The organism is Pseudomonas sp. B21-040, from assembly GCF_024748695.1.
GTDB lineage: Bacteria > Pseudomonadota > Gammaproteobacteria > Pseudomonadales > Pseudomonadaceae > Aquipseudomonas.
This window is the reverse complement of the sequence record NZ_CP087176.1, coordinates 6,586,464-6,599,767: the sequence shown is the minus strand read 5'-3', so window position 1 is coordinate 6,599,767 and position 13,304 is coordinate 6,586,464. Positions and strand designations below refer to the sequence as shown.

9 protein-coding genes are annotated in these 13,304 nt (G+C 53.5%); 3 read left to right on the top strand and 6 right to left on the bottom strand.

Annotation, left to right across the window (positions count from 1 at the left end; genetic code table 11):
* Positions 1 to 116: 116 nt before the first annotated feature.
* On the bottom strand, positions 117 to 731 hold the full coding sequence (locus LOY55_RS30315) for an HAD family hydrolase (protein WP_258667313.1): 615 nt from the start codon (positions 729 to 731) through the stop codon (positions 117 to 119).
* Between the two features lie 75 nt (positions 732 to 806).
* Complete coding sequence (locus tag LOY55_RS30310; protein ID WP_258667311.1) at positions 807 to 2,261, bottom strand: TnsD family transposase; 1,455 nt, start codon at positions 2,259 to 2,261, stop codon at positions 807 to 809.
* A 715-nt stretch (positions 2,262 to 2,976) separates the two neighbouring features.
* On the opposite strand from LOY55_RS30310, the gene LOY55_RS30305 reads away from it, so the two are divergent.
* From LOY55_RS30305 to LOY55_RS30295, 3 genes are all read left to right on the top strand, one after another.
* Positions 2,977 to 3,939: a hypothetical protein gene (locus LOY55_RS30305; protein ID WP_258667310.1), complete on the top strand. Its 963-nt coding sequence runs from the start codon at positions 2,977 to 2,979 to the stop codon at positions 3,937 to 3,939.
* A 128-nt stretch (positions 3,940 to 4,067) separates the two neighbouring features.
* Entirely contained in the window at positions 4,068 to 5,945 is a 1,878-nt protein-coding gene (locus tag LOY55_RS30300; RefSeq protein ID WP_258667309.1) for a transposase, read from the top strand.
* Positions 5,942 to 7,291, top strand: a complete 1,350-nt coding sequence (locus LOY55_RS30295) for a transposase (RefSeq protein ID WP_258667308.1) — start codon at positions 5,942 to 5,944, stop codon at positions 7,289 to 7,291. The genes LOY55_RS30300 and LOY55_RS30295 overlap by 4 nt, the downstream gene beginning before the upstream one ends.
* Before the next feature lie 350 nt (positions 7,292 to 7,641).
* Here the strand turns inward: LOY55_RS30295 and LOY55_RS30290 are convergent, their stop codons facing one another.
* From LOY55_RS30290 to aspA, 4 genes are all read right to left on the bottom strand, one after another.
* A complete protein-coding gene (locus LOY55_RS30290) occupies positions 7,642 to 8,640 on the bottom strand; it encodes an AraC family transcriptional regulator (protein WP_046030777.1) in 999 nt (332 codons plus the stop codon).
* 168 nt (positions 8,641 to 8,808) lie between these two features.
* A complete protein-coding gene (locus tag LOY55_RS30285; protein WP_077431007.1) occupies positions 8,809 to 9,813 on the bottom strand; it encodes an asparaginase in 1,005 nt (334 codons plus the stop codon).
* Between the two features lie 162 nt (positions 9,814 to 9,975).
* Positions 9,976 to 11,427: a sodium:alanine symporter family protein gene (locus tag LOY55_RS30280; RefSeq protein ID WP_077431008.1), complete on the bottom strand. Its 1,452-nt coding sequence runs from the start codon at positions 11,425 to 11,427 to the stop codon at positions 9,976 to 9,978.
* Positions 11,428 to 11,878: 451 nt separating this feature from the next.
* Positions 11,879 to 13,303: an aspartate ammonia-lyase gene (aspA, locus tag LOY55_RS30275; protein ID WP_027926288.1), complete on the bottom strand. Its 1,425-nt coding sequence runs from the start codon at positions 13,301 to 13,303 to the stop codon at positions 11,879 to 11,881.
* Between the last annotated feature and the right edge of the window lies 1 nt (position 13,304).

Genomic DNA, 13,304 nt, shown 5'->3' with positions numbered 1-13,304 from the left:
TGCTCACTTGGACAGGCAGTCGGAGCGCAGCGACGCAGGTTTGTATTGTTAGTCTGAAGTCTCTGTTGCTACCTTCGCGATAGATAGTCATGGGCCAAGAGAGGCCGATGAGCCAATTAATACCGGGTGCTTAGAATGGCTTTGGTAAACTGATGGAGTGATGTGTACGTACTATTGCCTTGCCGGTCGAGCCACAACCCGTGCATACCGAATGCAGTAGGTCCTTCACAATCGCAGCGCTCTGAATCGCCAATCATCCAGGCATCAGCGGGCGAAACCGACACCAGTTGCACGGCATGCCGGTAGATCTCGAACGAGGGTTTGACTGCACCCACGTCAAAACTGTAGCTATAGCCGTCCAGTCCGGGATATAGACGTTCGATAGCCGCAGCATATGGTTTTGCCAAATTTGAACACACCACCACTTTTACGCCGGCGTCCTGCAGCATTTGAACGGCAGATAGGCCGTCCGGAAAAGCTTGGATTTCGGCGAGCTCGGCGGCGAGATCGCATTCGATTTCGGCCATCACCTGTGGATCGACGTGAATGCCAAAAAAACCGGCCGCCTCGCGCAGGTCCAATGGCAGGGTGAGCAGGCTTTCTGCATCAGTGGATTGTGGGCGACGTCCTTGCTCAATCCCGAGTTTAAGAATTTTTCGGTAAGGGTGAGTGCCTTCGCCGATTTTCACCAACGTGCCAAAAGCGTCGAAAATAGCCGCCAAAACAGTCATACAGTTTTCCGTTCACATGAGGTTGTTTGGTGCCCGTAACCATTTGAACAGCGGGTGTTACAAGACTCGGTGTGTTTACGTCCGCTCGCCTGTATTTGTGTTGACTCCCGTTGGCGCTCCCACTGATAGCGACTTTCCGCAGCGGAGTTCGCGTGTTTGCGCAAGCAGCCACACTCGATCATTTCTATATAGCCATGCATAAATGCCTGGTATCTCTAGGCGAATTCTTTTTGCGTTAGTGCCTGAATGGGCCATGACGGTGTCATGCCATTTTGATCGATGTTCTCGAAGGGCCGTCTGCTGGAGCCGCTCAGCCCACAATTTCAGTACCGTTGGGGCCGAGCTGGGCAATCCATTGGCATTGCAAGTGGGTTGCCCGATCTTGGAAACGATTGAATCAGCAGAGTCACCATTCCCAAGGCGCTTTAAGGCAGCGTCACGAATCGTCGGCTTGAGATTTTCGGGTTTATTGAGAGGCTTTACAGCAAACAGCTCACCGGACTTTGGTGCAGCTGTCACAGCCTTGAGGTATTCCAACTGCGTGATAGGACGTTCCGGATGCTGGAGTAGCCTTTCTAGACGATCATAAGCCTCGATGAACGATTCCAGTCGACCAAAAAGCCAAGTGATTAGCGTCAGGTGCTTAAGCGGATGGTAATGCCCGCCGGGATTGTGGGTGAGCTGTTTGAGGAAGGCTTCTGGGTCCTGCGTCGCGGCGGGCAGAGTATGGAGGGGAGCGTAGGTCTGAAGCAGTGATGCATACTCAGTAAATGAGGTTGCTATCAGTGTTCTATCTTGGCCGTTGATGCACAGTCGGGTTAATGCATTCTGATAGACGGATCTCACAATCATTGGGTTAAAGCACCTGGACATCGCGTAGCTCGCAAGATCCAACACCCCCTTTCCTAATCGCTGAAGTGCTTCGTGAACTGCGGTAGAAGGTACTGAGACTGTCTGCGGCGCAAGAATATCGTCGCAAGGTAATTCGAATTGAAGACGTCCAGGCCATTGGCAATTCACGGTGCTTTCTCTTAGCACCAACCCGTGAATAGGGCACAGAACTACGCCAGGATATTGATGCGATAGGTGCCAGAAAGCTACCCCCTGGATGACTAGATCCTCAGCCATACAGGCTGTGCAGGCTTTCAAAGGATGCTCTGCACCGAATCGCCCAGCGAGAAGCCCCAGGCGATGCTTGATCGCCCCAATAAGAGCTCTCTCGGAGCTTTGAGCCAGTTCTGGGATCTGCTGATCCGACTGAAATGGAAAAAACAGTGGAAGAATCGTGTGTTCCCTGATGATCGATGTCGGATCACCCCAGGCTGACGGTGCTTGAGTTGTGAGGGAGCCAAGATTGTGAGGAAAGTCCTGCGTCATGGTGTCGTAATGACGGCTGAACAGCCAATCTAATGTGTCTGAGGTTTTCAAATTCCCCAAAAATTTATGCTGTCGGCAGCAAAGACTGTAAAACGTCTCATCCTCGAACCATCGGACGAATACGTCCTGCAATTGAACGGTTGAACGATTCACGATTATGGCCGTTAACGAACCGCTCTTATGGTAAACCTCTCAGCATACCTTGCGAAGTGCCCTGTTAGCACTAAAAACAGTAGCGTCCTTACTGTTCAGTACGATTCGCTATTTTGACATTAAATAGAAGAACTCGGTAACGACGGTGAGAGTGCAGAGGCACGCATCCAAAATGAAGCCGGAGAGGCTTTTGGTTGTCATAGGATAATTTCAAGCGGTACCATGATTCGTTTATCGAAAGCGGAGTGTGTTACTCGGTTTCGGCTGACGTAACCAATATTATTTGTTGTTCTACTTGGCTTTGACCTGTCAAAAATTGTACCACGGTAGTTGTACCACAGCCTTTGTACCACAGACTTTTATTAATTGTACTACGCACTTTTCATGACTTGTACCACGACAAGTGCTAATAGGTATTGGAGTTCAAATGAAAACTTAGCTAGTTCTAGAGCTAGAAATCAGATAGACAAAGGCCCAAGTGCTACCTTGGGCCCTTGTGGATAAGTCAGAATTGCGCCCTGACAAATCCATTGTCTATTCCATACATGTGGGACGTCAAGTCTTGCACGACTTCGTTCGTCCACAAGTTGGTACGCGTTATCCACAGACACACGTGTGCTCGACTGCCCGCTGGATAAGGGGTTCGTCCAACGTCATAGCTGTTATCCCCAGCTAACCAGGCGTAGACGTTCCTATAAGACATTGGATTAATCGTATGAAATTTCAGGATAAATTTACCCTGATCATGAGCCGTCAGAGTCGGTTCGAATGGGGAGATGAATACATTCCGTCAACATTGGCGGTCCCACGTGAAGCACCCAAGGGCTCTCGCATAAGCAGGCTTAACAGTGCAAAGCTGGGCCGTGCGTTGCATGCTCTGTCGACACCCGAACGGGTGTTCGCGCAACTTGCGCTTTGTCATCCAGACCTCCTTGATATCCACGAGCAAAAAATGCTGTGGCCTTACAGCGCGGGTCATCCACTTCGAGGTCACCCTCTGACGAAAGGAACCTCTTCTGCGCCTGTACGTGGAACAGTAGAGATAGCCGAGGAAATCGGGTTCAAGCACCACCTGTTCGTGTACGAAGGCGTAGATGGTAGACGCCAGAAGATCCCATTTCCCTACCAAGGGGACCTTCTCATATATATGAAGAGTCCTGACGGCATCCCCTACGCCGTTAATTGGACCGTCAAAGACCGAGAGGAAGCATTTCGTGAGAGAAGGTATTCGAAACCCAAAACACCAATCCAGCAGAAGAAAGATCGTGATCATGGTGAACTGCGGACAGAGCTGGAGAGAGCCTACTACGCCAGTGCTGGCGTCCGAACGGTGCAGGTTTCCCTTGATAGGGTAGAGCCTGAGGTCATCGCAAATCTGGATCTGCTTTTTGTCGTGCACGACATACCACTGAGCCATGACCAGGCGCTGCTTGATGAGTTCAGCGCGGAGGTAAGGGAGGCAGTTCAAGCGGGAAATCCGGTTGCATATGTGGCAATACAATATGGGAAGCGCTGGGGGAAGCGTGATCAGTTTCTTACTAGAATCTATCAGGATATTTGGAATCAGAAACTATCCATAAATTTTTTCGACAACATTCATGTCGACCGTCCATTTAACACCGACGGCGGGGATCTATTTTCTGTCTATGGTTCGCTCTTTGAAGAGTCGGCGCCATGAGGATGGGCTCTCGAATCATTGCGCCTGAGGGATTTCTATGTCTTTCGAAAGACGTTACATATCACTTCTTAAACAGTAATGGCAACATCAACAGAGTTCGGCTAGTACTGTTTAGTGATGACGGTAAGATGTTGGGCGCGAATTTAATTACCCTAGCTAGGATCGAATTTGAAGATGCGCTCGAGCAAGGATTGTTGCTGGAGGTCGGTGCTGTAGACAAATTTCCTCCTTGGCTTTCGAAAATTCAAGGTGTTTCTATCCAGCAGTTGGAAAGTCGAAGACATTCTGCAAAGGAAACATATGACCAAAAGGTCAATAAGCGATTTGCAGCCATATCTGATCTTGTTTTACGTACAGATGAAATTCTATCTTGTGATGATCCTGACGCTTTTATTAATGCGCACGCTAAATCAACGCATCCGGTACAGAATACAGTGCGACTGAGATTGTGGTTCTACACGTATATTATATTTGGACATAACAAGTGGGCGTTAATGCCTCCATTACATCGCATTGGCGGTTGGAATCGCCTTGATCCGGCACGAAAAAATAAGCTGGGCAGCCCTTCGCGGAAAGGTAAGCGCTATGGGTATCATTCTGACTCCGAAATGAGGGAAAAGATAATAGAAGGATTTATAAAATATAAGTCTATTACTAAGACAAGGGACGAAGTTTATGGTGATGTGGTTACCAAAACATTCGGATGCAAATCATTTTATTCAAATGGTTCTATGCAGTTTCAGCACCCTGAGGGCAAGGCTTTTCCCACGTTCAATCAGTATAGATCTCACGTTAAACGGTATTTTAGTCCGCGAGATCTTCTAAATGAGTTAAAAGGCCAACACAAAGCAAGATCAATGTCGGGATCTGCGGGAAGCTTTGCTGATAGCATTACTAATATATATCAGCGCGTTGAGTTTGATGGATATTACATATCTGAAAAGCTTAGCGGGGTTATCGAGGGGAGCGCAATTGAGGGCTTTTGTGTAGTACGTGCTGTATGCGGTTTGTCGGGTGCCATACTGGGTGTAGGATTTGCCGAGGCTAAAGAGAATATGGATGCTTACAATATGGCGTTGTTTTGTATGGCCATAGGTAAAGTTAAATATTGTAAGCTCTTCGGGGTTGATATAGAGCCGTGGGAATGGCCAGGTGATGGGCTTTCAGGCGGCATCATATTTGATCGAGGGCCCGCTGCGTGTTACCCCAGTAAGCCACATATCAACTGGCTGAAAGCTCACGAGCTTACTCCAGTTTATTCTGGACAATCCAAAGCAACCGTAGAATCTTCTCATCCTAGGGATAAGAAATTATTAGGTCAGCCTTCGCATAAGCATAGCAAGTTTAATTTCGTTGAGATGTCTCGGCAGGAGATTTTGCAGGCAATAGAAGACAATCGTAGTTCAGATGCATCCCACCGGATGGACGACGACATGTATCGAGCCGGTATCAAGCCCACACCGCTCGGTATTTTCAACTATTACGACGTTATTGGTCGTAACTCGTGTATCAGCATGGAGTTTGATACGGCGGTAAGATCATTTCTAAAAACATGTCCCGCATGTGTAAGAAGAGATGCAGTCTATTTATACGGACGCAAATACAGATCTCCGGAATTAGAGGCTAGTGGAATATTCGATTTGGCAGCAAGGAACGGCGTCATTAATGTCAGTGTCTTTGTGTTGACGATGTGTGTTAGGCATATATGGGTTGAGTTCAATGGGGTTTTGTACGAACTAGAATTTGTCCGACCTGCTAGTGCGCACTCAGGGATGGCGGATATTTCATTGCGGGATCTACAGGAAATTGACCAATTACGACGTAATGCAAATGCGGATCATAGGGAAGAAAAGTCAGCAATTCAGCAATTCTACGGACAAAAGATCAAAAGCCTGACCGGAAAAGAACGGGATGCTGGGGAGCGAAAACTTGGGAGACCCCCTAAAAACGGAGCGGCTGAGCGTGATACGGCAGACTTTAAGCGATTTCATGGAAAAGCCAAATGAACGTACAAGTAAGAACTCGTTTTGACGATGGTCTGAACTTGGACCAAATCCGAACTCGGGTAACGGTTAGGCCTCAACCACTCATTGAGTTGAGCGGTATTGATCCTCTTATCGCTGCAGAAATTATGGAGGCTTCTTTAAAGAATATTTACGTGCCTAACAAATTTTCTCTGGATTTCATTAGAGAAATGTTGGGTCGGGCATCTCTCCATAATGCAGATTTGTTTAAAAGCGAAACTGTATATGTTTCCAGAATTTACAACCCGCCCGAAGTAGAAAAATTCCCAGTCTGTTTAACTGGTTTGGCGGGAGTCGGCAAGAGTCAGACTATTGCAGCATTGAGAAAAGTCTGTCCACCGGCTATGGATTTTAACTGCAGTCATTTCGAAGGTTCGATCGAGCTGATTTCTCATTGGTATGTCAGTGCTAGAGGAAAGTCTAGCGGTAAGCAACTGTTGCTAGACGTTGTGTTGGGCGATCTAGAGGCGGGGAAAAAAACGAACGTTGCAAAGTTACTCGTTGAAAGCCGGCGGCGAGCAAATCTATATGGCGTCTCACTCGCAATGCTTGACGAAACTCAGCACATAACCGGATCCGGCGCCTCAAAGGTAACTGACATTCTGTTGACGATGGCTGCTATCGGTCTTCCAGTAATATTCGTTTCTAACTACAGCCTCGTGCATAAGCTACTTCGCCGAAATAGCGAAGATAAACAGAGGCTCCTCTCGGAGCCTCGGATCATGTTGCCTGATCATCCAGAAAGCCAAGACTGGAAAGACTATATAAGCGAGTGCCTTCGGGTCTGCAATGGTCACATTCAGATTGGGATTGATGTCCTAACCACAGAGCTTTATCGTTCTACTTTTGGGATTAAGCGGCTTGCTGTACAGCTCCTTAAGCTTGCTTACATAGAGTGCCGCAGCGCTGGCAGAAAATCTATAAACCTCGCCGATGTGAGTAAGGCATTTCGTTCTAGTGCGTATTCAAGCAATTCGCAGGATGTCCAACAGCTACAGCTTCAGTCGCTGCAGCCTCGTATCACCGGCACCCATTTGGATCTGCGATGTCCATTCGATCTTCCAGTTGATAGAAACTCCAATGTCGTGAATTTCGCTCGTGAGGATCGAGACAATCGCATGAACGCAGCGGTCTTCGACTCAGCACTGAATGAAAAAGAGCGAATGGCAATGAAGCATATTGGGCTGCTACCAGGTGACGTTACACGATCTAGTAAGCAAAACCGCCCTCCGCCGGTACCTAAGGTTTCAGATGAAGAAATGACAAAATCTTTTTTCGAAATCGTAGGCTCCTTAAAACAGACAACGAAGCCGAGGAAACCTCGATGAAGGCGCCATCGCGAAACCGCGAGTCCAAATAGGATGGAGTGGAAGGAAGAGTAGAGATTCGCCATGAAAAATCTTTTGATTTCAATAAGTTGGCGCTGCGAGACAGTTTTTATTCCCTAGAGCTTCATGAACAAATAGCTTTTCGGGTGGTTGGGACAGTTTTGCCAGCGTTGTTTTTTCGTCCTGCGAACCGCGGTATGCGGGGGCTTCGCAGGACAGTTTTTATTATCTAAATTCACTTGGAATGCCAAACCTGTGGGAGCGGGCTTGCCCGCGAAAGCGGTGGTCCAGTCAATGGAGATGCGTCGAATGTACTGGCCTCTTCGCGGGCAAGCCCGCTCCCACAGGGGTTATCGGTGTGGCCTGAACTGACTCGGCGCCACGCCGCTCCAGCGCACAAACGCATGGCGGAAACTCGCGGTCTCGCTGAACCCCAATGCCTCGGCAATCCGGTAGATCGGCAGTTGATCCTCGCAGAGCATTCGCTTGGCCTGTTCGAACCGCAGCTCATCGAGCAGTTCCTGATAGCTGCATCCCAGGTCCTTGAGATGTCGTCGCAAAGTACGCGCCGAACAATTCAACTGTTCGGCCAGACCGTCCAGGCCCGGCGCCGCGCTCAACTGGGTGGCGAGGAGTTGGCGGATACGCCCCAGCCAGGCCTGACGCCCGGTGAATTCGGTGTTTTGCTTGCGGCAGCGTTCGGCCATGGCCTGGTGGGTAATGGCGTCGGCCAGCGGCAGGGGCTGATCCAGCCAGCTTTTGTCGAAAGCAAAGGCGTTGGACGCGGCGTCGAACTGCAAGGGGCAGTCGAAACGTTCGGTGTAGCGTGCCTGATAGTCCGGTGCCAAGTACTCGAAGCGTGCACCCAGTAGCGGCAAAGGTCGGCCGAGCAAGTCTTCGCAGGTGACTTTCATCGACACCAGGCAAAATTCGACATTGAACGGTGCCAGTGCCGGGTTTTCCCGATAGTCGCCAGCGGTGAGCCAGATGCGTTCGTTATCTTCTTCCAGGCTCAGTTCGAACAGCGTTCCCAGCAGCGCCGGATAGTGCAGTGCCAGTTGCAAGGCGTCACCTAAAGTGGCGCTGGTGAGTAAGGCGTACCCGAGCATGCCGTAGGACGAAACGTGCATTCGCCGGCCCAGCTCCAGGCCAATGTCGTGGCGTAACGCGACAGCATTGGCGCACACCAGCATCTCTTGGTTGGTCGTGATACGCGTGTCCGCCCGACTCAGGTCTGCCGCACTGATACCGCTGCCGGCCAGTAATGCCTCGCTGGAAAGGCCTTCGGCCTTGAAGGTGTTGAGCACCAGAGAGACAGCGTTGAGGGTGGTGAGGTGGGAGTGGAGCATGGGGGGCGTCCAGCCGTGGAATGGCTGGAACGCAGCAAGTTATATGCCGAGCGAAGGACCTGTAGGAGCCGAGCTTGCTCGCGATAGCGGTATTTCAGTCGAGTTCAATGGTGACTGACATACCGCTATCGCGAGCAAGCTCGGCTCCTACAGGGGGGTTGTGTGGTGTCAGATGAGTTCGCCGCAGAGGTCGAGTTCTACCAGGCGCCGCACTTCAGCGGTGTCGAGCCCGGCACCCAGTAAGCCATGCAACTTGCCGAACGCCGCTTCACGGGTCATGCCGCCACCTGAAAGCACACCCACACCACGCAACCGACTGCCAGCCTCGTAAACATCCAGCTCGACGCCACCTTCATGGCATTGGGTGACGGCTACAACCACAACACCCTTGTCCCGCGCCCGTTCCAGGCTGGCGAGGAACTCTGGATTGTCGCTCGGCCCGGTGCCGCTGCCGTAGCACTCCAGCACCAGGCCTTGAATGCCGCTGTCGAGCAGGCCGTCCAGTATCTCGGCGCCGATGCCGGGGAACAGCGGCAGCACAGCGACTTTCGCCAATTGCTTGGGTTGGTTGTAGGTCAGCGGCGCCGGTATGGAAGAAGCCTTCTCACCGCCACCCTGACGCGCCAGCCGCTTGAACGGATGACGCCCGAAACTGCGCACCTTCGCGCATCGGGTCGGGTCCAGCAGTTCGCCATGGAAGTACAGATGAACGCCCGGTGCCAGGCCATGACCGAGGGCAACCAGCGCACCGCTGAGGTTTTCCCAGGCATCGCTGTCGGTCACACCGGCTGGCAGCATCGAGCCGGTAAAGCACACGCGGGCATGCAGGCCGAGCAGCTGAAAACTCATGGCCGCCGCACTGTACGCGAGGGTGTCGGTGCCGTGCAGGATCAGCACGCTGTCACAGCCCAGCACATCCACTGCCTCCACCACGGCTTCGCGCAGCTGCTGCCAATACGCGGGAGTCATGTTGGCGCTGTCGATCAGCGGCGACATCTCGCGAAAGCGCCACTGCGGCACCACCAGCTCAGGCTGGCTGTGCAGGTATTCACGCATCCGCGCTTCGAAACCGGACGCCGGGGCAAGGCCGTGGGCGCTGGCTTGCATACCGATGGTGCCACCGGTGTAGAGCACCATGACGTGTTGGGCGGCAGGGTAGGTCGAGGAATTCATGGCGGTTCTCCGAAAACGGTAACGGTGTGGGAGTGAGCCTGCTCGCGAAGGCCGCGACGCGGTCTGGCCGGCTCAGCACCAAAACAACATACGACCGAGCATGACGCCGGTCGCACGTTGTGTCACGTCGGGCGCAGGGGATGCGCCCGGTTTTTTTACCGGTCAGCGTTGCGCTGCGAGTACGCCTTGCGGCTCGGTTGTTGCTGTCGGCGCTGGCGCTGGCGGGTTGGCTGGCCAGGCTTTCAGGTCGAGGTCCAGGTCGGCGAATTTGCTCGAATCGAACACTGGCGTCTTGATCCCGGCAGCACGCTGGTCGTCATAGTCACGCAGGATGCGCATGCCGACCTTGAACAGCAGGAACAACGCGATCAGGTTCACGAACGCGAGCATCGTCATGGTGATGTCGGCGAAGGCGAACACCGTGCCCAGGTTTTCGATGGCGCCCCAGAAGATCAACGCCAACACCAATGCACGATAGCCAATCAGTGCCTTGCGGTTTTCACCGATCAAAAAGCGCAGGTTGCTCTCGCCCAGGTAGTAGTTGTAGAGGATCGAGGTGAACACGAACAACGACAAGGCCACGGAGATGAAAATCCGGCCCCAGTCACCGACGACGGCGGCCAGCGAGTTCTGGGTCAGGGCAATGCCATCGCCTTCGAAGCCCGGGGTGTAGAAACCCGAGAGCAGGATCAGCAACGCGGTGCAGGTGCAGATCACGAAGGTGTCGAGGAACACGCTGAACGCCTGGACCACGCCTTGTGCCACCGGGTGCTCGACCGAGGCCACGGCGGCCACGTTCGGCGCACTGCCCAGGCCCGCTTCGTTGGCGAACACGCCACGCTTCACGCCCATGACGATGGCGCTGCCGATCAGGCCGCCAAACGCCTGGTCGAGACCGAAAGCGCTTTTGACAATGGTGATCAACATGCCGGGTACTTGATCGAATTGCAGCACGATCACATAGATAGTCACGCCGATGTAGACCAGGGTTTTCACCGGTACCAGCAAGTCGGCGACCTTGGCGATGCGTTTGATCCCGCCGACGAACACCAGCCCCAGCAAAACGGCCAGCGCAATGCCGGTGTAAGTGGTGTCGAAGCCGAATGCGTTGTTCAGCGAATGAGTCACGGCGTGGGATTGCAGGCCGTTGAAGGCAAACCCGAAGGTCACCAGCAACAGGAACGCCATGATCATGCCCAACCAGCGTTTTTGCAGGCCATGCTGAATGTAGTAGGACGGGCCGCCACGGTAGGTGCCGTCGGAGTCGCAGCGCTTGTAGAGCTGGCCGAGGGAACATTCGAAGAAGCTGCTGGACATGCCGACCAGCGCGGTCACCCACATCCAGAACACCGCACCGGGGCCACCCAGGGTCACGGCAATGCCGACACCGGCAATGTTGCCTGCGCCGACGCGGCCGGCGAGGCTGAGCATCAGGGCCTGGAACGAGCTGAGTTGCCCGGCGCTGCTTTTGAGGCTGTCGCGGAACACCGCGAACATGTGGAAGAAGTGACGCAATTGAACGAAACGCGAGCGGATCGTGAAGTAGCTACCGAGCCCGACAATGAGCACGATCAGTACTTTCCCTGAGAGGAAGTCGTTAATGACTTCGAGCATGGATTATTCCTCGCTGTTTTTTGTGTAGGCAAATGCCGGACAGGAAGCAACATCGCGTTACATCGCTGTGCGCGTGGCACAACAGATGAGGCGCGTTTTCGTCCCGGTCCTTTATTGCAGGTTTGTTATTAGTTCGGGTTTCGCATGGGTTTGGGCCTCGTTACCGACGACCGCTCACGCGAAGAGGGGCGGCACTATACCGATGAGTGTGCCGTCCGTCTGCCCGATTATGGTGCAAGCGGTAAACGAGGTGGCTTTCCTGTCGGAGCACGGCTTGCCGGCGATGGCGATAGTGAGGGCGCCATCGCCGGCAAGCCGTGCTCCTACAGAAGTGACGCGTCCGCAAAAAAATCAAAAAAAAGGGCCTGGGGATTAAATCCCCAAGCCCTCAAAAGGTGAGAGGTGTCTAGTCCCTCGACCTGGTGAGCGGTGCTACAAGTAACGCGTCGGTTCAGGCTTTAAGCGGAACCAGACGCGGAGCAATCATGTTTTCCGGGCGCAGGATGTCGGCGAGCATGGCGTCGTCGAGCAAGCCTTCTTCGCGCACCAGTTCCAGTACGCCACGGCCGCTTTCGAGGGCGATACGGGCGATACGGGTGGCGTTTTCATAGCCGATGTACGGGTTCAGCGCAGTCACCAGGCCGATCGAGTGCTCGACCAGTTCGCGGCAACGTTCTTCGTTGGCCGTGATGCCGGTGATGCAGTGCTCGCGCAGCATGTCCATGGCGCGTTGCAGCAGACGGATCGAGTCGAAGATCTTGAAGGCGATCAGCGGCTCCATCACGTTCAGTTGCAGTTGGCCACCTTCGGCCGCGATGGTCAGGGCCAGGTCGTTGCCGATGATCTGGAACGCCACTTGGTTGACCGCTTCCGGGATAACCGGGTTGACCTTGCCTGGCATGATCGAGCTGCCTGGCTGACGCGCCGGCAGGTTGATTTCGTTGATGCCGGTGCGTGGGCCGCTGGACAGCAGACGCAGGTCGTTGCAGATCTTCGACAGTTTGACCGCGGTGCGCTTGAGCATGCCGGAGAACAGTACGAAGGCGCCCATGTCGGACGTGGCTTCGATCAGGTCGGCGGCCGGTACCAGCGGTTGACCGCTGATCAGTGCCAGGCGCTGAACGGCCAAGTGCTGGTAACGCGGGTCGGCGTTGATGCCGGTACCAATCGCAGTACCGCCCAGGTTCACTTCGGTCAGCAGTTCAGGCGCCAGCGTTTTCAGACGCGCCAGGTCTTCGCCCAGGGTCGTGGCGAAGGCACGGAATTCCTGGCCCAGGGTCATCGGCACAGCGTCTTGCAGCTGGGTACGACCCATCTTCAGGACGTGGCTGAATTCTTCACCTTTGGCGGCGAACGACTGGATCAGGCTGTCGAGGCTGGCCAGCAGAGCGTCGTGACCCAGCAGCAGACCCAGACGGATCGCAGTCGGGTAGGCGTCGTTGGTCGACTGCGCCATGTTCACGTCGTTGTTCGGGTGCAGGTATTGGTATTCGCCCTTCTGGTGACCCATGGCCTCCAGCGCGATGTTGGCGATGACTTCGTTGGCATTCATGTTGGTTGAAGTGCCAGCGCCGCCTTGAATCATGTCGACCACGAACTCTTCGTGGAAATCGCCGCGGATCAAACGTGCACAGGCTTCGCTGATGGCAGCGTGCTTGGCTTCGCTCAGGTGACCCAGTTCGCGGTTGGCGTCAGCGGCGGCCTGTTTGACCATCGCCAGACCGACAACCAGCTTCGGGTAATGCGAAATCGGAACGCCCGAAAGGCGGAAGTTATTCACCGCTCGCAGGGTCTGGATGCCGTAATACGCTTGAGCAGGTACTTCGAGTACGCCAAGCAGGTCTTTTTCTGTGCGGAAAGATGCAGCGGAGGACATG